Source organism: Acinetobacter sp. Q186-3 (assembly GCF_013420655.1).
Taxonomy (GTDB): Bacteria; Pseudomonadota; Gammaproteobacteria; order Pseudomonadales; family Moraxellaceae; genus Acinetobacter; species Acinetobacter indicus.
The window spans coordinates 103,059-128,267 of sequence record NZ_VOXS01000001.1; the positions used below are offsets into that span (position 1 = coordinate 103,059).

Genomic DNA, 25,209 nt, shown 5'->3' on the forward strand with positions numbered 1-25,209 from the left:
TAACGCAGCAGAGAGAAGGAAATATTTGAGAAAACAGCGGTTTATTGAAGCTAACCGTTTATCTGTTTTTAAAAGATCAAGATAAATGGCAGATGCCTGATCCGTTATGCTTCAGTTGTGTCAGCCCATCATATCTTGAAAAAAAATTTCAATAGATGAAAAAATAATGAGAAATAAATATTGTTGTGGGGCTGATTCGGCTAAAATTATAAAGTGTCATTGCCTGTTAAAAAGAGTATAAAAATGGAACTGGATCGCTTTGATAAGCATATTCTTGAAATTTTAAGTCATGAAGATGTCAATTTAAATGAATTGTCGGAGCGGGTGAATTTGTCGGTGAGTTCGGTGCATCGCCGGATTAAAAGCCTGATTGATCATAATATTATTTCAGGTTTAAAACGGGAAATTAATTACCAGAAACTCGGCTTTAGTCTGCATGTCCTGTTGCAGGTGTCGCTGAGTAAACATGATACCGATACCTTTGCCAAGTTTCTGGAAGAACTGGAAAATATTCCCGAAGTGATTAATGCCTTTTTGGTGACCGGGCAAACCGCTGACTTTATTGTAGAAGTGATTGCGCGGGATATGGAAAACTACAGTGACATTTTACTCAAACGCATTGGTAAAATCGACCATGTGGTGGCGCTGCATTCGAGCTTCGTGATTAAAGAATATAATGTTTTAAACTGCTCGAATTTGCTCAATAAAGTTTAATTTCTAAGAAATAAAAAACGCGCCAGATGAGCGCGTTTTTTATCTGTAAGTTTTAAGCATCTAAGGCAGCTAAAACGTCATCAGAGAATTCAACGTTGGTATAAACGTTCTGAACATCATCTAGATCTTCAAGCATATCAATCATCTTCATGATTTTTTTAGCCTGGTCGATGTCGGTGATTTCAGCTTTGGTTGATGGGCTCATCACCACTTCAGCGTTGTCAGATTTTAAACCTGCTGCGGCTAAAGCATCCTGAACGGTACCAAATGTTTCTGGAGTGGTAATCACCAGAATTTCATCTTCAGACACTTCAATATCTTCTGCCCCGGCTTCTAATGCCACGTCCATGATCTGATCTTCTAAAGACACATCTTCAAACGTAATTTCACCACGTTTGGTGAATAAGAAGGACACTGAACCGTTGGTGCCTAAGTTACCATCGGTTTTAGAGAAGCAGTGACGGACGTCTGGTACGGTACGGTTTAAGTTGTCGGTCATGGTTTCTACAATCACGGCCACACCGCCGACACCATAACCTTCATAGGTGACTTCTTTTAAGTCATCGTTATCTTCACCGCCAGCACCACGTTGAATCGCACGGTTAATCACATCACGTGTCATGTTGACTGATAATGCTTTTTCGACTACAGCACGTAAGCGAGGGTTGCTCCCTGCATCCGGACCGCCGAGTTTAGCAGCAGTTGTCAGTTCACGAATGTATTTGGTAAACAACTTACCACGACTAGCATCTTGTTTGGCTTTACGATGCTTGATATTGGCCCACTTGGAATGACCCGCCATGCGAAATATGCTCCTTGTAGATTGGCTGTATGCCGATCGAATTGCACAGATTCTACCATAAGCCCTTTTTCTGAAAAAAGGGCAGGGTTTTAAGTTTTAACTGAAAAATTTACGCTGTTTTCACGTCTGGAATAATAATATCCAATCCGGTGTTTTCTTTATAGAGCTGTTTGATCAGCGCGAGATCATGCGCCAGGTCGGTTGGATAAATTTTACCAAAAATCCCGCCTTGCTTGGTTTTAGAGTTGGCATACATCAGCACAATCGGCACATTGGCGGCTTTGGCAATATGCCAGAAACCGGTACGAATTGGCTTACGTGCTTCACCATTTTTGGCACGGGTCGCTTCAGGAGCAATCACCAGATTGAATTTTTCATTGCGCTGGAACAGCTCCACCATTTGTCCCACGATGTCCTGATTGGCTTTACGATCAACCGCAATACCGCCCACGGCTTCAAGTACCGGTTTAAGTGGACCTTTGAATAATTCTTTCTTGATTAAGGTATGAATTTTCATGTCGAAAATTTGGAAGATGGCCAGTGATAGCACTGCATCAAGCATCGAGGTATGCTCAAAACCAATAATGACCTGTTTATCTTCCAGAATATCAGGTTCGACGTTATAGCTCCATCCGGCAACTTTAAATGCAGCTTCGCCAATAAATTTTTTTAACATGGGTACAGAGTAAAACAAACGAAAGCGCATAATTTGTGCTTGTTCGGCTTTAGAGTCAAGGGTTAATTTGTGCAACTGTGCAGAAAAAATAAAGACCTGTTTAGCCGCAGAATATAATCTAACAACTTATTGTTTTTAGATATAAATTAAAAGTTATTAAGACTTAAAATAAATGAGTATATAGAAAATTACTATTAAAAAAGTGAAAAAAAAGCTATTCAGTAGATAATTTAAGCATTAGACTTTTGTCGTAGATAGGTCGTAGTTCAGGCCAATGTCCAACTTTAGGCTTAACCTCAACAGGAATAGCAAAATGACATATTTGACCGCACTAATTGTTGCTTCGCTCATTTTAATGGTGATTGTGCTTTGGTCTATTGCTGAACTTGTGTTCGAATCGCGCAAAGAAAAGTCACTGAACTCAAAAAGAGTTTAAAATTTCAGCAATACGAATACTTTATAAGTTTTTGTACTCACGATATAAAGTTATTTCAAAAAAGTATAATTTTTTATTGATTTATTGCTTTTTTATCTTAAAAAAAATAAATTTCGAATTTACCTCTCATGATGTGAGCGCAGTTTCAGTGCAATGCTTGATGAGATGATGTTGTGCAATTTCCTGCTAATTTTTGAGCTTCTGGTTAACTGTTGTCTTACTGTACAAGCGATTTTGAAAGGGCTTGTATTTTAAAAAAATCTTCGATAGTATTCATGGCGCCTGAACTTGTTGATATATAACAATTTCAGTGAAAAGGGCCTATAGCTCAGTTGGTTAGAGCAGCGGACTCATAATCCGTTGGTCGACAGTTCAAGTCTGTCTGGGCCCACCATATAAAACAACCACTTACGTGTACTAATCGTAAGTGGTTTTTTTGTTTTTGCAAGCTGGTAAGCAAATGGTAGGCAGCTTAAATCAATATTTAATTCAATGAAGCATGAATTTGATATCTGGTATTGCGCCCACCACCTTCTAATTTCACAATACAGCCTTTTTCTAATAAATCAGTAAGATGGCGAGTGGCTGTAGCTTTACTGACTTTCGCAACTTTTTGATATTGTGCTGCACTGATACCATGTTCAAAGCCATTTTCACCACCATCTAGCAGTCTGTTTAAGACTTTACGTTGTCCTTCATGGAAGTCAGTTTCAGAGTATTTTTTCCAAAAATTACTTTTAAAGAGTGTTCTGTTAATACGTTTTAAAGTTTGCTCTAGACTTTCATTAAGAGCTTCTAAAAACCAAACTAGCCATTCAGTGATATTAGAATCACCTTTTTGCGTGGCTTCAAGTACCTCGTAATAGCTTTTTCGCTTATTCAAAATAACAGGTGACATTGCGTATAATCGGATACTTTGTTGATCCATTTGCGCTAAGGCAAGGTCGGTTAGTGTTCGTGTTATACGTCCGTTACCATCGTCAAAAGGATGGAGAGTTACGAACCACAGATGAGTAATACCTGCTCGAATAATTGGATCAAGCAAATGATTGGATTTACTTGCATTAAACCATTCAATAAATTCATTAAGTCGCTGCTCTAGCCCAATTCGTGGTGGGGCTTCAAAATGTACAGTTGGATACTCAATACGACCAGAAACCACTTGCATTGGCTCATGTCCACGTAGCTGACCAACACGAATCCGTTGCATTGTCCAATCAGTTTCATTAAAGAGCCATTGGTGCCACTGGAATAATCTTTCAATCGTCAAATCTTGGTTAAAGTTATTCAGTGCATCGAACATAATATCTGCCAATCCATCAGAACGTTCAGAGCTTGGATAAGGCTGTTCTAGAGATACACCTAAGCGTTTTGCTAAAGATGATCGTAATGAGTAGACATTGAGAGTCTCATTTTCAATAGCAGAAGAGGAAACAAGATTGGCAATTAAGTTATCCAATGTTAAGTGTTCTTTTTCAGGATTATGTTGACTTTGTCCGAGTAAAATACCGACCTTTTGATGGATGTGTCTCGTTAGAGGGAGGATCTTATAGTCATCCCATGTGAAGGCTGTCCAGTTAATTTGTTTCCATATCCAATCATCATACATAATGATTACTCTTCTACTTGAATAATGTGATGAGAATATAGTGTATATTCGGCTCAAATTGTGAGTCAAATAATTATAATAAACAGCTCATTTTGATTTATGATGGATACATAAAATTGATTCAGTAATTATCAGTGACAGTATAATCTTTCAGTTTCAATTGGCTTTGTTGCACAAAGATTTCATAACTATATGATTTTAAAGGTTTTGATTATTTTTTGATCCAAAATTAAATTTATTTAAATCAGATGCTTACATATTTATGCAACAAAGCTTACGCGGATTACCACCCTCTTGCTCAAGACCACTGAGTAGATTTATAAAATTTTGTACTTCTTCCGTGTTAAAAATTTTAACATTTGCGGCTGTCATGGCTATCTCCTTCATGTTGCCATAATGCTGGTCTACTTCATAATTACTCAATCGTTGTATGAGTTAAGACTGCATTGATTCTTAAATTATATATCCGTTTATATATACCTTAATTAAATGTTATAGCCCTATCTAGTCTTTTTTTGGTATCTTTAAATACTTAAAAGGTATATTTAAGGAATGTGGTTTTAAATAATTAGGTGGTGTTTCAAAAAGTATGCTGGCGTTAAACAAATCCGTTATTAAGGTAAAAGAAAGTCAAATCAAAGGCTTTAAAATGATTTTCGAGCTTTTTAAAAAAGTTGCAACTTCTCCTAAGCCCCAATCAATAATTGAACCGATCTTTCTCTAATTTCAGGGGTATATTTTAATTTTGTCATCGGGATAGTCTCTCAGAATATTGACTCTCCCATAAACCCGGTACGGTTCAGCTTTATGCAACAAAGCCCTTGCAAGGCACGCTCGATGATATAATTAAGCTCTAGCCAATTCGGCTGATACAGAGTTTTGAACGCTCTCAAAAAAATCACAAAAAATTCATGATTGTACTGTTATTGTTTTAGTCATATTAAAGTCGATAAAGCTTATTGACGCTTCATGATGATTAAAAACGAGAATAGTATGAATCAATTTTCTGAAGAGGACTTATCCAGAATTATAGAAATGGCTTGGGAAGATCGAACTCCTTTTGAAGCTATTTTATGTGAGTATGGTTTAAATGAAGCGGCGGTGATCCGCTTGATGCGGCAAAATATGAAAGCATCGAGTTTTAAAATGTGGCGTGAACGCGTCACCGGCCGAAAAACTAAACATCTGCAACTGCGTTCACCCGACGTGATACGGGCCTATTGTTCACGGCAATACAAGCGTTTCTAAGCGTTTGATTTTGACCGCTGTCTGGACTCACGTTTACATCGTTCAGAACAGTATCTGACTTCCTCCCAGCAGCGTTGCCATTTTTTGCGCCAAGTAAAAGGACGCAAACAGTACATACAGATTTTTTCAGGAAGATGCTGTTTTTTCATGGTTTATAACTCATCAATCTGGCTAAGAAGTTGCTGGGCATGGCTGATGATCTGCGGCCGATCTTTAAGCTTGTCCAGCTGTCGATAGATCATGCCCATACGTGGATGAGTACGGAATGTCGCTTCATGCCGGATCATGAAATACCAGTACAGGCTGTTGAAAGGACAGCTGTCCGGTTCGGTACGGGTTTTGACATTGTAGCTACAGTGCTTGCAGTAATCCGACATCTTATGGATATAATTGCCCGAAGCCCCATAGGGTTTGCTGGCCATCAAGCCGCCATCGGCATGCATCACCATGCCCAAGGTGTTCGGTAGTTCTACCCATTCATAGGCGTCGGCATATACTGCCAGATACCACTCACTGATCTGCTTCGGATCTATACCAGTTAATAAGGCAAAATTTCCAGTCACCATCAAACGCTGAATATGATGTGCATACGCATGCTGAAAAGTATTACGGAAGCACTCAGCCATGCACTTCATCTGAGTGCGGCCAGTCCAGTAAAATTGTGGCAAAGGGGTTGAGTACTGCAGCGCATTGCGGCTGGCATACTCCGGCATGTACAGCCAGTAAACTCCGCGGACATATTCGCGCCAGCCGAGGATCTGCCTGATAAAACCTTCCACTGCATTCAGTGGTGCATGACCTTCATGGTAGGCAGCTTCTGCCGCATCACAAACTTCTTTGGGCAGTAACAGACCACAATTTAGATAAGGCGAGAGCAGGCTGTGAAACAGCATGTCTGCACCCTGAGCCATGGCATCCTGATAATCTCCAAAATGCGGCAAACTGTGGGTAATGAAATGCTCCAGTGCAAGCAGAGCATTGCTACGTGTAGTGGCCCAGCGGAAGTTGTCAAGGCTGCCAGCGTGAAGTGGAAACTCGCGCTCAGCCAGTTGCATTACATCCAGATCAATCTGATCGCGTTCAAAATGAAGTGTTGGAGGCAATGGTGGAGTGCCTGACCATGCCTTGCGATTGGCGCTGTCATAGTTCCACTGTTGTCCAAGCGGCTGCTGTCCCTGCATCAAATAACCGGTCTGTTTACGCATTTCCCGGTAAAAATATTCCATGCGCAACGTCTGGTAGCGGCTGGCCCAGTGCCGGAACTGCTCCGGGCTACAGAAAAAACGATCATCATCCAGACAGTGTACTGGCAGTTGCAACTGCTGGCTCCAGTGCTGTTCAATCTGCTGCTGCAGGCGGTATTCCCCGCATCGGGTCATTACCAGTTCTTTGACGGGGAACAGCAGTTGCTGTGCCTGTACGAAATCCAGCAGGCTACGAATCGGACTGCCGGACTGAAAAGCATGGTAACGTACACGCCAGCCTTCCGCTTTGAGCTCTTTGGCAAAATGCCGCATCGCGCTAAAAATCAGGGCAATTTTCTGCGGATGATGGGCGACATAAGTCGCTTCCTCAACCACTTCGGCCATCAGGATCACATCCTGGGTACTGTCTAGCGCTTTAAGCGTAGCGAGCTGATGATGAAGCTGGTCACCTAAAATTAAACCGAAACGCATAGCCTTTCCAGACCCGATCAAAGATAGTCTAGTGTAAAGCCAGACAGTTCAATTTTTTGTGAAAATACAGATCAGTCCGCATGTTCAGTCAATTCAGCCCGACCTGATTTGCTGACATTGCACAGGAATCATGATTGCTACAATAACAGAGTGTCCATCTCTATAATGCTACAGCCAGTTAATGAAACTCGCTTCGCATTATTCCTGAAGACATAAATGTTGTGAAAATTATGTGATTTTAATCAAAAAGATACAAATTATTATGGTTGTAATTCAGGCAGCGTGCGCTTAGTATCTAAAGAGAAGTTACTCTATGTAAGCTTCCTTAGTTTTGTCCCATACACCCCAATGTATGGGATTTTTTTTAATCAGTGGATGTCATGAGCATGCATTCAAAAGCGTATATTTTTAGACAGCAGCAATTAATGGTGGATGAGCATTTTCAGTTGCCGCTGGTAGCAAGACTGCAGCACGACTTGGATCTGTCGGAAAATGGCCAGGTTATTGCACGGGATCTAAAAGAAAATGAATTAGTACCTGAAGGCTATCAACTAGTCCCGATCCGGCAATTGGTGCAGGTCTGGAGCAGGCCACAGTTTGAACAAGCCAGTCGCGCTGTGCAGTTGCTAGAGTGGCGCCGTAATCACCGCTTTTGCAGTAAATGTGGCCACCCGACCCAGCAGCACGTCAGTCACTATGCTATGGTCTGCCCATCCTGTGGTTATAACCAGTATCCGCGTGTGAATCCTTGTGTGATCACTATCATTACCCGAGGTACAGATGAAATTCTGCTGGCAAAAAATGCTCGTAACAAAACCCAGATGTACAGCCTGATTGCCGGATTTGTCGAAGTGGGCGAAACCCTGGAGGAGGCGGTACGCCGTGAGACGATGGAAGAAGTGGGACTACAAATCAAAAATATTCAATATCTAGCCAGTCAGCCGTGGCCGTTTCCCAGCAATTTGATGATGGCCTTCAGGGCAGAATATCATGCAGGCGAGATTCAGATTCAGGAAAATGAACTCAGCGATGCGCAGTTTTTTAAGTTTGATCAGTTACCCGAGATTCCGTTCAAGGGCAGTATCGCCTATGCCATGATTCAGCATGTGATGCATGGCACACCTGTTGCCGATGACAGCAAAGAATGGCTTTGAATTAACTAGTCTGGTTTGACTGCTTAAATTAAGAAAAGAATCAGGAGGTTTATTTTCGATCGGTGTAATTCCCGAGAACCTGAATTTTCTAATGTTGAAGACTTAATTATTTTTTAGCGGATAAACGAATGGCATCTCAACAAAAACTGAATCGCAGCATCTAATCTTCACGATTTGTTCACATCCATCTGGGTTATGCTATTACTAAAATCAAATAAGGCTTAAAAATGAAGATGCTATTCAAGTCGGTTTTCGCAGTTACAGCGCTGGCCATCATCAGCTTAAGCTTTACTGCCCGAGCTGAAACGGTTGCCCCTCAGGCAGTCGATCAGGTGGATATCCGGCAGTATGCGGGTAAATGGTATGAAATTGCGCATTTACCGATGTATTTTCAGCGTAAATGTGTCTCGGATATCTCGGCACAATACACTGTCAATGCCGATCAGACCATGGGCGTCTTAAATAGCTGCCGGATTGAAAATGGTGAAATGATCAGCTCTGAAGGGGTAGCCTATCCGCAAAATCAGGGCAACAGCAAACTGAAGGTCAGCTTTTTGCCGCCAGGTTTAAGATGGATTCCGTTTACCAAAGGGCATTACTGGGTATTACGCGTGGATCCGGAATATAAAGTGGCGCTGGTCGGTGGACCGAGTACCAAATACCTGTGGATTTTATCGCGCGAACCGCAACTGGATGAAGCCACCTATGAGTCCTATCTGGATACAGCAAAATATTATGGCTACGACGTTACAAAACTGATCAAATTGCCGCATTAATCTGTTACCCTTTTGCCGAACTCATTAGTCTCTCTACAGTTCGGCTTTTTTTTATTTCACTTCACATAAAATTCATATCTGACTGATTAGACTCATCAAATAGAATAAAGACAACCGCTTAAAAGTAGGATGAGTCCATGTTGAAAAGCCTGATGCGATGGATAGACAGCTGGTCCATACACACATCGCCTGAAACGCTGACCGCTGAAAATAGTAAAATTCAGTGGTTCAGAATTTTACCCTTTATTCTACTGCATCTGGCCTGTCTGGCAGTATTCTGGGTGGGGGTATCGTGGTTTGCACTGGGTTTCATGCTCGCATTCTACCTAATCCGCATGTTTTCCATTACGGCCTTTTTTCATCGCTATCTGTCACATAAAACTTTTCAGACTTCGCGTCTGGTGCAATTCCTGTTTGTGTTAATTGGAACTATGAGTGCACAGCGTGGTCCGCTATGGTGGGCGGCCCATCACCGTTATCACCACCGCTATACCGATACATTACAAGATCCACACTCCTCAACACATGGTTTTTGGTACAGCCATGTCGGCTGGTTTTTAAATGAATATAATTTTGCCACGCGTAAAGAAGTGATCAAGGACTGGCTGAAATATCCGGAACTGATCTGGCTGGACCGCTTCAGTTTAATTGTGGTGCTGCTGACCGCGGGAGGAATTTATGCACTCGGGGAGTGGGTGGCCATCACCTGGCCGCAACTTGGTACATCAGGCCTGCAATTGCTAGTGTGGGGCTTTGTCGTGTCTACCGTGTTACTGATCCATGCCACCTTGTGTATCAATTCACTGGCGCATCATTATGGCAGCCGAGATTTTGACACTGAAGATCACAGCCGTAACAACTTATTCTTGTCCATCATTACCTTAGGCGAAGGCTGGCACAACAATCACCATTATTATGCCGGCAGTACCCGGCAGGGTTTTTACTGGTGGCAGATTGATGTGACCTATTACCTGCTGAAACTCATGTCCTGGCTCGGGCTGGTCTGGGGACTCAAGCCCATTCCGGCACGTGTCTATGATGTCAGTAAAATTGCCCGGGCTCGAAAACAGATAAAAGCTGTCAAGACCGGCACTCCGACTATTCATTCAAAGGAATCACCATGAAAATTGCAATTATTGGTTCAGGTATTTCCGGTCTGTACGCTGCCTGGAAACTCAGCAAAGCGCATGAAGTCACAGTCTTTGAAAAGAATAACTACTTTGGTGGTCATACCGATACCCATCAGCTGAATATCGATGGTGAACAGGTTGCTGTAGACAGTGGCTTTATTGTATTTAATGAGCATAACTATCCGCTGTTCTGCGCCATGCTCAAAGAACTTGGGATTCAATCGCAAAGCAGTGACATGGGCTTTTCTGTGAATAATCAGGTCAGCGGCTTGCAATACAATCCGTCAAAAAAATTATCCCTGTTGTTTAGACCTCAAAACTTTTTTAATGCAAATTTTCGCGCGATGTTGTCGGATCTGTTCCGTTTCTATGCGGCCAATAAAGATCTGGATGTGGAACAGGTCGATGCACAGCTCAGTATTGATGAGTATCTGGATCGGCATGGCTATTCCGAAGCCTTCCGTCAGGAACATCTCTATCCGATGTGCGGGGCGCTGTGGTCCTGCCCGGTGGAACAGGCCGGACAGATTCCGTATAAGTTTGTGGTGAGCTTTTTCCAGCATCATCGCATGTTGCAGCTCAAAGACCGTCCTTTATGGCTGACGGTCAAGGGTGGATCAGCTCGCTACGTCCGTGCCATTCAGGCCCAGTGCAATATCACGTTCCGTAAAACTGCTGTGCATCAGGTGTCTCGCAGTGCCAATGATGTGCTGATTGAAACTCAACAGGGCAGTGAGCGTTTTGACTGGGTGATTTTCGCCAGCCACGCCGATGACAGCCTGAAACTGCTGAAAGACCCGTCTGCACAGGAACTGGATGTGCTCGGCAAGTTCCGCTATCAGGATAACCGCATGGTTGTACATTCCGATACCTCTATCATGCCCAAATCCCGTCGCCAGTGGGCCAGCTGGCATGTACACGTCACGCCGACTCAGGTCACTGAACAGACGCCATTCCAACACAGTGGCACACATTATGGCTTTAGCTACTGGATGAACCAGTTGCAGAACCTGAACTGCAAAACCCAGGTCTTTGCCACCCTGAATCCTAATTTTGCCCTGAATCCTAAAAAAGTCTGGGTAGAACGACATTACCGTCATCCCGTGTTTGATGCCCCAGCGATTGAAGCACAGCAACGCTGGGCCGAGGTCAACGGCCAAAACCGCACTTCATATTGCGGCGCTTACTGGGGCTGGGGCTTTCATGAGGATGGGGCGCGTAGCGCATCATGGGTAATCGATCAGCTATTAAAACAGGCCGAACAGGCAGCCTAGGAGCGCATGATGCAGATGTATCCACTGGCGATCGCCACTGCTGAAATCCGGCATCGACGTTATTTGCCCCAAGCACATGCTTTTAAAACCCAGCTGAGCTATCTATGGTTTGATCCAGATCAACTCACGACGTTTACCCGAAAATCCTGGCTGTGGTCATCTAAACGCTGGAATTTCCTGACCCTAGATGAGCGCGATTTTCTGACTATGGAATGTGGCTCGATTCGGCAGAAGATTGCACGCCTGCTGATCAAGCGGGAAAACTATCTGTTACCGCATGCCGCTTCCATCCGGGTGCTGGCTTTACCGCGCACACTAGGTTTCCGTTTCAATTCCGTAGTATTTTATCTGGTCTTTGGTGCCACCGACCAATTGCTCTTTGTGCTGAGTGAAATCACCAACACACCGTGGAATGAACGACAGGTCTACATTCACGACTGCCAGAACAATGCAGACGAATATGCGCCGTACCAGAGTCACCAGTTTGACTTTAAAAAGGCCTTTCATGTGTCGCCGTTCATGCCGATGGGGCTGGATTATCGCTGGCGCTTCAGCTTTTCGGATCGGCAGAACGTGATTTATATGCAGCTGTTTGAGCAGGGAATCTTGCAATTCGATGCCACCCTGAAATTTTCCTTGCAGGCCATCACGGTTCCTTCACAGCAGCATCGCTATGCTGTACTGAAAGTTCTTGAACCCTTCAGGATGGTCAGCGGAATTTATCTGCACGCCTTTCGTTTATGGAAAAAGAAAGTTCCATTTTACCGACATCCTAAAAAAGAAAAAGGAAACACATTGCGATGAAGACACTATTCATGGGAGAGCAAAGCACACTGCCGGTGGTACTGCGCCACCTGCTGAAATTACGCCATGGTCAGCTGATTTTTAAAGGCGTCTGGAACGGGGCTGTCGGGGAAAATAGCGATTTACAGGCGGTGATACAGGTGCATGATGTTCGTCTGATGGATCTGCTGTTCCGTAATGGTGTACTGGGTGCTGCCGAAGGTTTTATCCGTGGCTACTGGAGCAGTGAAGATCTGGTCGATGTAATTCGTATTCTAGCGCGTAATCGTGATGTGCTTGATCGGATGAATCAAAATGTGGTGGCAAAAGCTAGCCAGCTGGTACTCAAGGCTTGGTATAAATCCCGCAAGAATTCGATTGATGGCAGTCGTCAGAATATTGCTGAGCATTATGACTTGAGCAATGATTTTTTTAAATTGTTCTTAGATTCCAGCATGATGTATTCCAGTGCGGTGTTTAAAGACCCTTGTATGAGCTTGGAACAAGCTTCAGATTATAAAAAAGAACTGATCTGCCAAAAACTTCAATTGCAACCGATGGACCATTTGGTTGAAATTGGCAGCGGCTGGGGAGGCTTTGCCATTTATGCGGCTCAGCATTATGGCTGTAAGGTGACCACCATTACCATTTCCCAGGCACAATATGATGAGGCTGTAGCCCGAGTTGCTGAAGCAGGGCTGTCTCATCGGGTGTCTGTACAGCTTCAGGACTACCGTTTACTAGAAGGCAAATACGACAAGCTTGTGTCGATTGAAATGATTGAAGCAGTGGGTGAGCAATATTTACCAACTTATTTCCAAAAATGCCGCGAGCTCCTTAAGCCGAATGGTCTAGCCTTGATACAGGCGATTACCATTGAAGATGCACGCTATGTTAAAGCTTTAAATACGGTGGATTATATTAAGCGTTATATTTTCCCGGGCAGTTTTATTCCCTGTATCAGTGTCATGACCCAGACCGCTTCCGAACAAAAACTGCGACTCAAACATTTGGAAGATATCGGCCAGAGCTATGCTCAGACCTTGTACTGTTGGCGTCAGCGTTTCTTGCAGCAGCATGATCAGGTACTTGGGCTTGGTTTTGATGAGCGTTTTATCCGCATGTGGGATTTTTATCTGTGTTATTGCGAAGGTGGCTTCCGCGAAGGCGTGATCAGTGATGTACATCTGCTGTTCGAAGCCAGTGCCTACTAAGCCAAGATAAAACAGGAGTGCCGAAATGCTGCTGAATTTACTGATGCTGAATGTCTTTATCATGCTCTGTAGCTGGGTGTTGGTGACCTATAACCACAGAGCAGGGCTGGTCGATGTCGCTTGGAGTTTCAGTATTACCCTCAATGTGATTATTGCCGCTTGGGCGATTGACAGTGCACCGATGTTGGTTCGCTTATTTCTGGGACTGGCGAGTGGGATCTGGTTTTCACGGCTGACTTGGCATCTGTTACGGCGCTATGCCAGTGAAACCCAAGAAGACACGCGTTATGCCAACATGCGCCGAGCGATGGGGGATTATCAGCATCTTGGTTTTCTAATGTTTTTTATATTTCAGGCAGGTTTGGCTCTACTGTTTTCTTACCCAATGCTGAAGTTGTTAAGTATCTCGACCGAGCAATGGAATGACTGGACTTTGGTCACTGTGATTGTGGCGGGCATGATCATGTTGCTGGCGCTGATCGGTGAGAGTACCGCTGACCAGCAACTTTACCGTTTTAAGCTAGATCTACAGAATCAAGGTAAAACCATGGATCAGGGTTTGTGGAAATATTCGCGCCATCCGAATTATTTCTTTGAATGGCTGCACTGGTTTGCCTATCCGGTCCTTGGTCTGGCAGCAGGTGCCTATGGATTATGGATTTATCCGCTGCTGATGTGGCTGTTTCTGTACTACATCACTGGGATTCCCTTTAGTGAACAACAGGCGCTGGCACATCGCGGCGACAACTATAAAGACTATCAACGACGAACTTCAATATTTATTCCGTGGCCACCCAAACAGTAGGTAAATACATGGACTTTATGATTCAACAATCTTTAAAACTGGTCGAAAGCGGCAAGCTGCCCGATTCGGTGATTCGCGCGGGCATTCGCAGCCTAAGCAAAAAACGTCTGGCACAAGAAGGACGCTTTGACCCAGCACTGGCAGCTCGGCGCTATATGGATGTGCTGCATATGCTGAAAAATAGCGAGATTGCCATCGAGACCGACAAGGCCAATGAACAGCACTATGAACTGCCCACCGCATTTTTCCAGGCGGTGCTGGGCAAGCGTCTGAAATACAGCGCTAGCCTGTTTGAACACACTCATACCACGCTGGATCAGGCGGAAGAAGCGGCACTTGCCAGCTATTGCCAGCGTGCACAGTTAAAAGATGGACAGGATATTCTGGAAATTGGCTGTGGCTGGGGATCGTTGAGTCTGTATATGGCCGAGCATTATCCCAAAGCCCGTATCACGGTGGTGTCGAATTCCTCGACCCAGCGCCAGTATATTCAGGAACAGGCGCGTCTGAAAAAGCTGCAGAACCTTATGGTGATCACCTGCGACGTCAATGTGCTGCAACTGGAACCCGCGTCCTTTGACCGCGTGGTTTCGGTGGAAATGTTTGAACATGTGCGCAACTACCAGAAACTGTTTGAAAATATCAGCAGCTGGCTGAAAGCGGATGGTCTGCTCTGGTGCCATATTTTCTGTCACCGTTTCCTACATTATCCGTTTGAAGTAAAAAATGAATTCGACTGGATGTCGAGATATTTCTTTAGTGGCGGACTGATGCCAGCAGCGTCGACCTTTCTACATTTCCAGCAGCATTTGCAATTAGAGCAGCACTGGCAATGGGCGGGTACGCAGTATGAACGTACCGCAAATGCTTGGCTAGAAAATATGGATGCTAAACAGGCCGAGCTAAAGCCCTTGTTTGAAAAAACTTATGGCGCGGATGCCGCAATCTGGTGGCAACGCTGGCGGATTTTCTTTATGGCCTGTGCCGAGCTGTTCGGTTATGAGCATGGACGTGAATGGGTAATCGGTCACTTTCTGTTTAAAAAGAAAACCGTATAATTGAACGGCGAATCGGATGGGCCAGCGGGGAATGCACCAATGTTAAAGCTGTTCAGGGACAAACACGATCATCCTCTGGGTGAGGTGTTTAACCGCTATTACTGGCTGCAAATCGGATTCATTGCCCTGTCTGTGGTAATCGGGATTGGCTGTAGTGCTTGGGTAATCAAAGGTTCCCTGCTCAGAACTGCGCTAGAACAGGAAATGTCACACTACTGGCAGCGGCTGGAACGTAATCCGGCTGCTGAACTGCCCGACACTAAAAACTTGTATGGTTATCGCTGGAGCGATGTACCGCCAGTCCAATTTCGCCACATACAGCTTGAGCAAGGGGTGAACCGGCATTTTGTCGATGGCAAGGAGCGCATGACCGTGTATGGTGAAAAAGACGGACAGCATGTGCTGCTGGTGTTTGGCGAAAGCAACGTCAACAAGCTGGTCTGGCTGTTTGGTCTGGCACCGCTGATGGTCAGCCTGTTTGTGCTATATAGCGTATTGTGGTGGTGGAACCGTCGGGCCCGACGTTATTTTTCCCCGATTACCCGGTTGGCCAATGCGCTGGAACATATCGACTGGGAACATCAGAAAAATCAGGCTTCGCCTTTTCAGGACATCCGCACCGACTCCAATCTGGAAGCTGAATACCTCAAGCAGGCGCTGGAAAAATATCATCAGGTATTAAGCGAATTTATTCAGCGTGAGCGTGAATTTACCGGAGATGTTAGCCATGAGCTGCGCACGCCACTGACCATTTTAAAAGGCAATGTGCAGCTGTGTCAGGCACGCTATGGCGACAACAAGTCCTTTACCCGCCTGCATAACACCATTGAAGACATGCAGCTGCTGGTCGATACCTTGCTGGCCATTGCCCGCAATACCACCAACACTTTAACTGCTGAACCGACCATGCTTTCAGAATGTCTGGACAATCTGGTGCAGGATCTAGAGAGTGTCAGTCATAACAAAGGCATGCAGATTGACCTGCAAAAAGACCTCGATGAACAGCCGCGTAAACTTTATCCATCCATGACCAAAATGGTGTTTGGTAATATTCTGCGCAATGCGCTGAACTATTCACAGGGCACAGAAATTGATGTGATTCTGGAAAAAAATAAAGTGCTGATTGCTGACAATGGGGTCGGCATGCCTTTACCTAACAATTCTAAGGTTCAGGAACTGTCTGGCCAGCAGCTACAACTGGAAATCAAAGGGCATGGCATTGGATTGCAATTGGTGCAAAAGCTATGCAAACAGCTAGGTTGGCGTGTGGAGCTGTTTGACAGGCAATATTATCTTGGCACTCATCAGAATGTTGACCTGGCAATGACCACTGGACTGATTGTCGTTGTGTACCTAAATTAGGCTTCATCTTCGAAAGCAATTTTTAAACCAATCCCAGATATGGTGTGAATCAGCTTTTGTTCAAAGGGTTTATCGACCATTTTGCGTAAATTATAGATATGACTGCGCAGAGCATCACTTTCTGGCTCTTCGTCACCCCAAAGCTGCATCATAATTTCCTGTTTGGTCAGTACTTTAGGAGAATGACGCATCAATAGTTTCAAAAGTTTAAACTGAATTGGAGGCAATTCAATGTTCTGCCCAGCTCGAGTTAGCTGCTGTGTTGCGGGGTCCAAAATTAGGTCATGAATTTGCAGACGACTGTTGGATACTTCACCCAGGGAGCGTTTGATCAGGGCCTTCACCCGAACCACCAGCTCGTTAAAATCGAAAGGCTTGACCAGATAATCATCCGTGCCGGAATTGAAGCCTTTGAGTTTATCATCCAAGGTATCCCGAGCGGTAAGCATCAAGACAGGTAAGTCTAACCCCTCTTCATTGCGTAACCACTCGCACAGTTCATAACCAGAACCATCAGGCAAATTAATGTCTAGTAGTAAGATATGGTAGCGTTGCTGTTTCAGTAATTGTCTAGCAGCACTCAGATTGCGAGCATGATCGACCACAAAGCCATGTTCTTCCAGAAACTCACATAGGGTAGAGGCCAGTTCATAATGGTCTTCAACCATCAGGATAAAATGTTTCGACATAGCGGCAGACACTAATTTAATAATTGCTGTTTTAATTTAGCACTAAATGGCTGGGGACCCAGCCATATATTAAAATATTGTTGTGCCAGAGGATGTTTAAGCTGCCCTAAACTTTGCTGGTTCAAAGATAAGCTCAGGGTCTGTGTAGCATGGTTGTATTTTAAACGGTAGAGGTCGCCTGATCTGACCGGACGATACAAATCGGTGATTGGGTTGAATAGAGCATGTATTTTTGCGTCTTTAACATTACGTTTCAGTAAATGTGTGGCTGCACGCTTAAATGCCCATTCCGGAATATTCTGTGTATAGGAAAAGTCCATCTGTATATTTTGTTTTTCCCAGGACTGGCTACAGTTTTGGGCAAAATAACTGGCCATACCGACCTGTTTTTGACCCACCATCAGCGGACCATTGCCGCATTGATTCAGGCTTTGTGCCTGTGCCCATGGACAGAAGCTACATCCCATCACTAACGCTGTACTAATCGCTATTTTTTGAAAGGCAGTAGCCATGAGTAGACCCCTCCAACATAAGGCAGGGAACGGTACAGGCCATTCGCAGGGTCCCAGAAATCCTGCTGGAAAATAATCTTCTTGTTTTCGTTGATCTTGATTTCACTGATACCGTAAGAGTCCATACTGCGGGTCGTGCCGAACAATTTAAAATCATAGGCCATATGCCAGTGCACATAGGCAGAGTCCTGATGATAAGAAGCGTTTAACAGCTTGACGCTGACCTTGCTGACCCGTTTGTTCATGCCTTGAAAGTGCTCGAGTAGATTTTGACGGGATGAAAATTGCGATAGCGTATCGTTAATAAACAGCTGGTCGGCATACAGTGCTCCAGCATTTTCAACGAATTCAGGTGTGCCCAAGGTATTAAAGGCTGAGGTAAAGCGGAGGCCGATATCCTGAGCTTTAGCCTGATCCAGCGCTATCCCCTGAATACTGTTTCTGGATTGGGCGTAATCGGCTGAATAACTGGGAATACTTTTACATCCGGCTAACAACAGAAGCGGCAAGGATAAGGCTGTAGCAATTAGTGTTTTTACAAGTCTCATCATCAGTGTCCGTATGAAGTGTATGTTTATACCTTAGGCAGCACAGCGTGAACAGAATGTGAAATAGACGTTATAAATGAGCAATTGAATAGAATTTTTCAAATCAAAGATTAAATGTTTAACTTTTTTCTTCGGCCATTAACCAATCAATGATATTCATAACATCACGATTTTCGTTATTTTTTCTGACCATTGCATAAAAATTATAGTCACAATAGATAAAACCAAAAGGGGCAATGATCTTTCCATTTAACATTTCTTTTTCTACTAGAATTTGAGGTGCTATGGCAATTCCTAACCCAGACACGGCAGCTTCTATCATTAAATTCAGACTATCAAAATAACGGTCATTGGATTTTGGGGAAAAGCTTATTTGAAACTGATCAAACCATGTATGCCATGCACTTTTATTTGAGTGGGTATGAAGTAATGGATAGTTTAAAAGATCATTTACGGAATGAAGAAGATTTATTTCACGATTACAAATAGGACCCATGTTATCGGGAAATAACAGATATTTATTCAAAAAGTTGGGAAGTAGATGATGCTCACTGACGCTATTGATAAATATGTCAACTTTCTCTTTTTCTAACAATCTTAAGTCATTACATGTCATTAATTTGATATGGATATTGGGATAAATGACTTCGAGCTTTTCTAATCGAGGAATCAGCCAATTTGCCATAAAACTATGAGAAGCGCCTATGACAACTTCTACTTCTGAAGTTTTATTTGTTAACTCAAAGACGCATTGTTCTAAACGATTAAAAAACTCCATACAAACGAGCGATAATTCTTCGGCATCCGCCGTCAGAGAGATGGTCGAGGAATGTCGAATAAACAATTTTTTATCCAACCATTCTTCTAACTGCTTTATTTGATGGCTAATCGCACTATGGGTGACACATAATTCTTCGGCAGCTAAGCTGAAACTTTTATTTCTGGCGACAGCTTCGAAAGCTTTTAAAGCATTAAGAGGAGGTAATGTTCTGCGTTTCATGTTGTAAAATTTTCTAACACCATAAGCTCAAAATATATCAATTATCATCAAAATGAAAATATTTTAAGATCGAACAAGTTTTGATAGTAAAAGAGATATGAGATGACAACCCCTTATACAGGTAATGGTCCTGATGACTTAGGATTTTTTGGTAAATTTGGCGGATGTTACATGCCAGAGAGCTTAATGCCAGCACTTCAAGAATTAGAGCAAGCCTTTAATAATGTTCGGCACAAACCTGAATTTTGGGCTGAATATCAGCAGATTTTAACGGACTTTGTTGGTCGTCCTAGTCCTCTTTTTTATGCAAAAAACCTAACAGCTTATGCAGGCGGCGCTCGAATATATTTCAAGCGAGAAGATTTGAACCATACGGGTGCGCATAAGATCAATAATTGTGTAGGCCAAATCTTATTAGCCAAATTTATGGGGAAAACCAGAATCATTGCAGAAACTGGTGCTGGGCAACATGGTGTTGCAACAGCAACGGTTTGCGCGCTGTTTAAGATGAAATGTACCATTTTTATGGGAGAAACAGATATTCAGCGCCAACAAATGAATGTTGAGCGCATGAAATTACTCGGTGCTGAAGTCAGAAGTGTTCAAAAGGGTCGTGGGACTTTAAAAGATGCCATGAACGAAGCATTACGTGACTGGATTCGTCATGTGGATACAACCTATTACCTATTGGGTACGGGTGCAGGCCCTCACCCATATCCCACCATGGTGAGAGAATTTCAGAAAATTATTGGTTTAGAAGCCAAAAATCAAATACTCCTGAAAGAAAATAAACTGCCTGATGCTCTAGTTGCTTGCGTGGGTGGGGGATCAAATGCATTAGGGTTGATGCATCCTTTTCTAGAAGACCTGAATGTCAAAATGTTTGGCGTTGAGGCAGGTGGAAAAGGAATAAATAGCGATGAACATGCCGCTTCTATTTGCAAAGGTCAAGTCGGTGTGCTGCATGGCAATTTAACCTATTTATTACAAGATTTAGATGGGCAGATTTTAGAAGGACACTCTATATCGGCCGGCTTAGATTATCCTGGTATTGGCCCTGAGCATGGCATTCTGTTTGAAACAGGACGTGTTACATATACGGCGATCACCGATCAAGAAGCGGTAAATGCATTTCAGCTTTTAAGCCAACAGGAGGGCATTATTCCTGCGCTTGAGAGTTCTCATGCAATTGCGTATGCGATTCAACTTGCACAAGAAATGCAGCCAGAACAGATCATTATTGTCAATTTAAGTGGCAGAGGTGACAAAGACTTAAACACGGTCAAAAAATATCTTGCAGGAGCTACAGCATGAACCGTCTAGATCAAAAATTAGAGCAATTGAAACTGGAAAATCGAAGCGGTCTGGTCTGTTATTTTACTGCTGGAGATCCTAATTTTACAGAAAGTTGTCGTTTGTTAAGCCAATTGGGTCAAGCAGGGGCTGACATTATTGAAGTGGGTATTCCATTTTCTGATCCAGTAGCAGATGGAGAGATCATTCAGGCAGCGCATCTTCGGGCTTTAGATGCAGGTCAAACGGTAAAACAGACCATTGAGTTGGTAAAAGCAATAAGACTGCATGATGACCAGACACCAATAATTTTCATGACTTATTTAAATCCGATGATACAATATGGTTTTGAGAAACTTATCACCGAAACAGAAAATCTTATAGATGGAATATTGATTTTAGATGCTCCATATGGATATCGAGAAAAATTTGAGGTGCACTTAAATGAAAAAAATATGCATTTAATTGCAATGACCGCGCCGACGACACCAGTTGAAAGGTTAGAGCAAATTTCAGCACGCGCGACAGGATTTTTATATCATATTGCAGAAAATGGCTTAACAGGAGGAGACTTAAATTTGGCTAATCTTGAGAAAAAGATTGCTGAAATCAAGCCGATTTTTAATATTCCTGTTGCAATGGGTTTTGGGATCAAAAATGAAAGCCATGTTAAAGCACTAGCCAATAAAGTAGATCTTATTATCATTGGCTCAGCGCTTGTCGATACTTTTTTTAATAAGGGAATGAATGCGACTTTAGAAAAAGTGACGGTTTTTGCACAGATACTGAGACAAAATAAAGAATAGTCAGGCACCTTTCATAAATCTACTTTAAAACCATAATTGAATATAAAACAATATTTTTTCTTGGCCTTCTCCCGAAAGGGAGATGGAACTTTGTCTGTGATTTTTTACCGAAAGTGATCGCTTTTTAGAAATCACTATTATCATACAGATGTGACATACGTTTTTGCTTTGTTTCTAGATAAGCTTTGTTAAAGATATTCAAACCAACTTTTAATGGAATACGTTCAACAACATTAATTCCTAAATCAGTTAAAGATTTAATTTTAAGGGGATTATTTGTAATGAGTTTTACATTCTTTATTTTTAAATAATCTAACATAATGGTACACATATCATATTTACGAGCATCTGCTGGTAAATTTAATAATAAATTGGCGTCAAGAGTATCATGTCCTTGGTCTTGAAGGGCGTAAGCTCGAATTTTATTGGTTAGTCCTATGCCGCGACCTTCTTGGCGTAAGTATAAGATCACACCTTGACCTGCATCATTAATCATTTTCATGGTTGAATGTAATTGGGGGCCACAATCACATTTCAGTGAAGCAAAAGCATCACCTGTTAAGCATTCTGAATGAATTCTAACAAGTACTGGTTGATTAGAAATAGTATTCATGCCTTTGGCAAGAGCAATATGTTCTTCACCAGTACTTTGGTCTTGAAATGCTATAATTTCAAAATTGCCAAATGCAGTAGGTAGTTTTGATTTTGAAACAAATTCTATAGCCATTGAAGAATACACCTATATAAATTTATATTTGATACGATTTACTTAATCTATCTTAAAAGCATCGGCTAAATTTTTTACAATTATAAATTTCAGCGTTTTACTTCTGATTAAAGAGTATGTATTTAATAGTGAATTTTTTGTGAAATGTTAAGTTGACAAAAACAACTAACCAGGTGGAAAAGTTTTTTAGTTAGCCAATGTTCACACATGCCTCGCATTGTTTCTATCCTACTCAGCCTAGAACAGCAAGAACAACTCATTTTTTTGACTAAGCATGCAAAACATTCGCGTGAAAGGCAACGTACCTAAATGATTCTTTTGCTTTCTGAAAGTAAAAGTGTTGTAGAAGTTGCTGTTTTACAAGAATGTATTTGATAAAAGATAAGGCTACTACGTCGACGTTGGGAGCTATATGAATTTGAATCGATCTAAGATGGGCATCGCTTAAGTCGGTGCAATACATTAACCTCGGACGATCAGGCGAAAATTCTAGGTTGGGTCAATACAACTACACTCGGCGCAGAACAAATCTGAGTCTAATTATATGAAGGATATAATGTGTCCGTGTCGATAATGTCAGTCAGTTAAGCAAACATTAGCAAAATGTAGTAAAAATGAGTGTATGCCAATACGCTCATTTTTTATGACTTTATCTGAAAATTTAGATTGCACTCTCCAAAAAGCCTCCCCCTCACTCGAGCCTGTAAATTAAATTGTGTAATTGCCTGAATTTGCTAAAGGAATCAAAACAGAAGACGATCTCAACCAATTCACCCGATTGTTGACCAAACTCACTGTTGAAACGGCTCTTAATGCCGAACTTACCGAACATCTCGGACATGAAAAAATGCCCGTAAATCTGGCTCTCCTTCGGGGTATTATTTTTTCTTATGAACAATATTTTTTTTAATTTTGTTATCTTTAAGATAAATCATCTGAAAAACTTCAGATATTAAATAGTCTATGTATAAAAGCAAAACAGAGTAATAAATATATAAACACTTCAAGCTTATTAATTAGGGAACTTTAATTTTAAAATCTTTATGTAACCAAGCCATTTATAATTAAACCCCAAAATTATAACTTTTTCCCTAAATGATTAATTTTTAAAATAAAAACAAAAAGTACCGGACTCAGCAGCACCCAGAGCGCAATGAAGCTAATACTCTCACTAAACTGTGTACTTAAGAGCAACATCACCATACATAAAATAGTGCCTGACGTGAGTTTAACCAAGACTGGAAATGCCGAAAGTAGGGCATATCTGGAGGTTCTGGTTTTTATGATCTGTTTTTCACTGACGGTATAAAAACCAAAACAGGCCAGCCAGAGAAGTCCGATTACTGCAATCCATATCATGATGAAGATCCTTGCTGCACAGTTTTGAGTTTGGTCTGGATTTTACGGACCGCCTTTTGCTGAATAGGGTAAATATTCTGGTGTAAAAAGTAAGAAAGCAGTGCCAATAGCCAGAGCATCAAATCAATACGTAAAAATGGCCAGTAGCTTTTAAACGAATCAATATCGTGTTGCGAAACCAGATAATACATATCAATCAGCGGAAGCATAAACGCAGCCCCAATCAGGATTTTGAGCTGGGTTTTCCATAAATACTGCTGTGGTGTTAAACAGGCCAGCATGAAACTGCCAATCCAGATACTGAAAAAACTATAAATTTCATAATTCGGTGCACCTGCAGGGATGCTGACAAAACGATTGGCATAGAGATAGCCGAGCATGGCCAGCGGAAGGCCAAGGATCATGCTGATATTTAAACGGTTAACCAGATAGTATCCCAGATGAAAACGTGCGGATTTTTTCTGCATCTGACGTTTCAGGCTCCAGAGCAGTAAACCGGATGCAATCATGGCGCAACCTAAGAGGCCGGAAAAAAACAGAGCCAACCGTAACAGGGGGGCAGCAAAACGTGCCATATGCAAGCCATACACGCCGGCATTTAAAGTGGCAATTGCACTGTCATTACGTGTGTTTTTTAGCAGTTTACCTGTGGTGGCATTAAATACGAGTTGAGCCTGATTTCGGGTAATAGAATGATCTTTCAGTTCCGTGAAGATGATTTGTGCTAGTTGGGTATTGGGCTGTTTAACGGTAATGCTCTCAAATTCCGTCTTCCCCCAATGCTGCTGTACCGTCGTAGTAAAATGCTGAACAGGCAGCATGTTGCTTTTGACAGGCGCAGTAGAAATAGCTGATCCATTTACAGTCTGGATATCTTCAAAATATTGAAAAGGATGTTCCGGATATAACTTTTTCATACCAGACGGCAGGATAATATAAAAGAAAATCGCCAATCCGGTAAAGGTAATAGTCAGGAAAAAGGGAAGTGCAATTACCGAACTGACATTATGAAAATCCAGATAGGATCGTTGTCCTTTAAAGGCCCTTAAGGTAAAAAAGTCGGTCAGGATTTTTTTGTGGGTAATAATTCCTGAAATCAGGGTGATCAGCATGATGAATGCTGCAATGGTCACCATCAGACGCCCGATGGTGTAGGGCATACCATACAGTTGAAAATGAAAATTATAGAAAAAATCTCCGCCTTGTGTCGCTGAAAGGGTTAATTCACGGCCCGTCGAGGCATCTAGAGTTTTCATTTCATAGTGGCCATCGGGTGTTTGCCAATAGATTTTATTGACCGGCGCGGCGGGATGAGCGACGCCAATGTACCAGTGCTGCGCATCTGCTGCATGTTGCTGTAAATATTGATAGGCCGTTTTGACCGCGGTGTCCTGATTTACCTGCATTGAGGCAAATTGTGGCTGCGTCCACATGGTAATTTCATGACGATAATAGGTCACTGCACCGGTTAAAAAGATCGCGAAAAGCAGCCAGCCAAAGCTTAACCCCAGCCATGAATGCAGCCATGCCATAGATTGACGGACAGATTTATGCATGG

25 protein-coding genes, 1 tRNA gene and 2 pseudogenes are annotated in these 25,209 nt (G+C 42.6%); 14 read left to right on the forward strand and 14 right to left on the reverse strand.

Annotated elements, in window-relative coordinates:
* Nucleotides 1-243: 243 nt before the first annotated feature.
* Nucleotides 244-714: an Lrp/AsnC family transcriptional regulator gene (locus tag FTT64_RS00520; protein ID WP_075175482.1), complete on the forward strand. Its 471-nt coding sequence runs from the start codon at nt 244-246 to the stop codon at nt 712-714.
* Between the two features lie 52 nt (nt 715-766).
* Here FTT64_RS00520 and FTT64_RS00525 read toward each other — a convergent pair whose 3' ends face one another.
* Nucleotides 767-1,516, reverse strand: a complete 750-nt coding sequence (locus FTT64_RS00525; RefSeq protein ID WP_180181937.1) for a YebC/PmpR family DNA-binding transcriptional regulator — start codon at nt 1,514-1,516, stop codon at nt 767-769.
* A 109-nt stretch (nt 1,517-1,625) separates the two neighbouring features.
* Entirely contained in the window at nt 1,626-2,192 is a 567-nt protein-coding gene (locus tag FTT64_RS00530) for a 1-acyl-sn-glycerol-3-phosphate acyltransferase (protein ID WP_005177219.1), read from the reverse strand.
* Nucleotides 2,193-2,945: 753 nt separating this feature from the next.
* On the opposite strand from FTT64_RS00530, the gene FTT64_RS00535 reads away from it, so the two are divergent.
* A tRNA-Ile gene (locus tag FTT64_RS00535) sits at nt 2,946-3,022 on the forward strand.
* A gap of 90 nt (nt 3,023-3,112) precedes the next feature.
* Here the strand turns inward: FTT64_RS00535 and FTT64_RS00540 are convergent.
* The 3 genes and pseudogenes from FTT64_RS00540 to FTT64_RS00550 all read right to left on the reverse strand — a co-directional run.
* Nucleotides 3,113-4,237, reverse strand: a complete 1,125-nt coding sequence (locus FTT64_RS00540) for a Fic family protein (RefSeq protein ID WP_180181938.1) — start codon at nt 4,235-4,237, stop codon at nt 3,113-3,115.
* A gap of 276 nt (nt 4,238-4,513) precedes the next feature.
* Nucleotides 4,514-4,609, reverse strand: a pseudogene (locus tag FTT64_RS14530) (catechol 1,2-dioxygenase); the annotation flags it as partial.
* A 226-nt stretch (nt 4,610-4,835) separates the two neighbouring features.
* Nucleotides 4,836-4,931 (reverse strand): annotated as a pseudogene (locus FTT64_RS00550) (IS1 family transposase); the annotation flags it as partial.
* Between the two features lie 299 nt (nt 4,932-5,230).
* Here FTT64_RS00550 and FTT64_RS00555 point away from each other — a divergent pair.
* Complete coding sequence (locus FTT64_RS00555) at nt 5,231-5,485, forward strand: TIGR03643 family protein (protein WP_004976999.1); 255 nt, start codon at nt 5,231-5,233, stop codon at nt 5,483-5,485.
* Here FTT64_RS00555 and FTT64_RS00560 read toward each other — a convergent pair.
* Nucleotides 5,482-5,634: a DUF2256 domain-containing protein gene (locus FTT64_RS00560; protein WP_136143616.1), complete on the reverse strand. Its 153-nt coding sequence runs from the start codon at nt 5,632-5,634 to the stop codon at nt 5,482-5,484. The two genes, FTT64_RS00555 and FTT64_RS00560, sit on opposite strands and share 4 nt — an antisense overlap.
* Nucleotides 5,635-5,637: 3 nt before the next feature.
* The gene (locus FTT64_RS00565) at nt 5,638-7,161 is read right to left on the reverse strand and encodes a cryptochrome/photolyase family protein (RefSeq protein ID WP_180181939.1); all 1,524 of its coding nucleotides are present in this window, start codon (nt 7,159-7,161) and stop codon (nt 5,638-5,640) included.
* Between the two features lie 380 nt (nt 7,162-7,541).
* Between FTT64_RS00565 and nudC the strand changes: the two genes are divergently transcribed.
* The 9 genes from nudC (at nt 7,542) to FTT64_RS00610 (ending at nt 16,717) form a co-directional block, all read left to right on the forward strand.
* The gene (gene nudC, locus FTT64_RS00570; RefSeq protein WP_171324809.1) at nt 7,542-8,315 is read left to right on the forward strand and encodes an NAD(+) diphosphatase; all 774 of its coding nucleotides are present in this window, start codon (nt 7,542-7,544) and stop codon (nt 8,313-8,315) included.
* A 227-nt stretch (nt 8,316-8,542) separates the two neighbouring features.
* Nucleotides 8,543-9,091, forward strand: a complete 549-nt coding sequence (locus FTT64_RS00575) for a lipocalin family protein (protein ID WP_136143614.1) — start codon at nt 8,543-8,545, stop codon at nt 9,089-9,091.
* Between the two features lie 137 nt (nt 9,092-9,228).
* The gene (locus tag FTT64_RS00580) at nt 9,229-10,215 is read left to right on the forward strand and encodes an acyl-CoA desaturase (RefSeq protein WP_180103433.1); all 987 of its coding nucleotides are present in this window, start codon (nt 9,229-9,231) and stop codon (nt 10,213-10,215) included.
* The gene (locus FTT64_RS00585; protein ID WP_180088388.1) at nt 10,212-11,495 is read left to right on the forward strand and encodes an NAD(P)/FAD-dependent oxidoreductase; all 1,284 of its coding nucleotides are present in this window, start codon (nt 10,212-10,214) and stop codon (nt 11,493-11,495) included. The genes FTT64_RS00580 and FTT64_RS00585 overlap by 4 nt, the downstream gene beginning before the upstream one ends.
* Before the next feature lie 9 nt (nt 11,496-11,504).
* Nucleotides 11,505-12,299, forward strand: a complete 795-nt coding sequence (locus FTT64_RS00590) for a DUF1365 domain-containing protein (RefSeq protein ID WP_180181988.1) — start codon at nt 11,505-11,507, stop codon at nt 12,297-12,299.
* Nucleotides 12,296-13,492 carry a cyclopropane-fatty-acyl-phospholipid synthase family protein gene (locus tag FTT64_RS00595; protein WP_180181940.1) on the forward strand — a complete coding sequence of 399 codons (1,197 nt, stop codon included), beginning with the start codon at nt 12,296-12,298 and terminating at the stop codon, nt 13,490-13,492. Before FTT64_RS00590 ends, FTT64_RS00595 begins: the two co-directional genes overlap by 4 nt.
* A 25-nt stretch (nt 13,493-13,517) precedes the next feature.
* Nucleotides 13,518-14,297: a DUF1295 domain-containing protein gene (locus FTT64_RS00600; protein WP_180181941.1), complete on the forward strand. Its 780-nt coding sequence runs from the start codon at nt 13,518-13,520 to the stop codon at nt 14,295-14,297.
* 8 nt (nt 14,298-14,305) lie between these two features.
* Complete coding sequence (locus FTT64_RS00605; protein ID WP_180181942.1) at nt 14,306-15,355, forward strand: cyclopropane-fatty-acyl-phospholipid synthase family protein; 1,050 nt, start codon at nt 14,306-14,308, stop codon at nt 15,353-15,355.
* A gap of 39 nt (nt 15,356-15,394) precedes the next feature.
* Nucleotides 15,395-16,717 carry a sensor histidine kinase gene (locus FTT64_RS00610; protein ID WP_373685076.1) on the forward strand — a complete coding sequence of 441 codons (1,323 nt, stop codon included), beginning with the start codon at nt 15,395-15,397 and terminating at the stop codon, nt 16,715-16,717.
* Here the strand turns inward: FTT64_RS00610 and FTT64_RS00615 are convergent.
* The 4 genes from FTT64_RS00615 to FTT64_RS00630 form a co-directional block, all read right to left on the reverse strand.
* Nucleotides 16,714-17,406 carry a response regulator transcription factor gene (locus tag FTT64_RS00615; RefSeq protein WP_004976968.1) on the reverse strand — a complete coding sequence of 231 codons (693 nt, stop codon included), beginning with the start codon at nt 17,404-17,406 and terminating at the stop codon, nt 16,714-16,716. The two genes, FTT64_RS00610 and FTT64_RS00615, sit on opposite strands and share 4 nt — an antisense overlap.
* Nucleotides 17,407-17,417: 11 nt before the next feature.
* Nucleotides 17,418-17,918, reverse strand: a complete 501-nt coding sequence (locus tag FTT64_RS00620) for a chalcone isomerase family protein (protein WP_005177287.1) — start codon at nt 17,916-17,918, stop codon at nt 17,418-17,420.
* Nucleotides 17,894-18,466, reverse strand: a complete 573-nt coding sequence (locus FTT64_RS00625; RefSeq protein WP_180022749.1) for a nuclear transport factor 2 family protein — start codon at nt 18,464-18,466, stop codon at nt 17,894-17,896. The genes FTT64_RS00620 and FTT64_RS00625 overlap by 25 nt, the downstream gene beginning before the upstream one ends.
* Before the next feature lie 118 nt (nt 18,467-18,584).
* A complete protein-coding gene (locus FTT64_RS00630; RefSeq protein ID WP_180027284.1) occupies nt 18,585-19,466 on the reverse strand; it encodes a LysR family transcriptional regulator in 882 nt (293 codons plus the stop codon).
* Nucleotides 19,467-19,568: 102 nt separating this feature from the next.
* Between FTT64_RS00630 and trpB the strand changes: the two genes are divergently transcribed.
* Entirely contained in the window at nt 19,569-20,780 is a 1,212-nt protein-coding gene (gene trpB, locus FTT64_RS00635) for a tryptophan synthase subunit beta (RefSeq protein ID WP_180181943.1), read from the forward strand.
* Nucleotides 20,777-21,565: a tryptophan synthase subunit alpha gene (gene trpA, locus FTT64_RS00640; RefSeq protein WP_180181944.1), complete on the forward strand. Its 789-nt coding sequence runs from the start codon at nt 20,777-20,779 to the stop codon at nt 21,563-21,565. Before trpB ends, trpA begins: the two co-directional genes overlap by 4 nt.
* A 124-nt stretch (nt 21,566-21,689) precedes the next feature.
* Here the strand turns inward: trpA and ribA are convergent, their stop codons facing one another.
* From ribA to FTT64_RS00660, 3 genes are all read right to left on the reverse strand, one after another.
* Complete coding sequence (gene ribA / locus FTT64_RS00645) at nt 21,690-22,292, reverse strand: GTP cyclohydrolase II (RefSeq protein WP_180181945.1); 603 nt, start codon at nt 22,290-22,292, stop codon at nt 21,690-21,692.
* Nucleotides 22,293-23,369: 1,077 nt separating this feature from the next.
* Complete coding sequence (locus FTT64_RS00655) at nt 23,370-23,651, reverse strand: hypothetical protein (RefSeq protein ID WP_180181946.1); 282 nt, start codon at nt 23,649-23,651, stop codon at nt 23,370-23,372.
* Nucleotides 23,648-25,207 carry a PepSY domain-containing protein gene (locus FTT64_RS00660; RefSeq protein ID WP_180181947.1) on the reverse strand — a complete coding sequence of 520 codons (1,560 nt, stop codon included), beginning with the start codon at nt 25,205-25,207 and terminating at the stop codon, nt 23,648-23,650. Before FTT64_RS00660 ends, FTT64_RS00655 begins: the two co-directional genes overlap by 4 nt.
* Between the last annotated feature and the right edge of the window lie 2 nt (nt 25,208-25,209).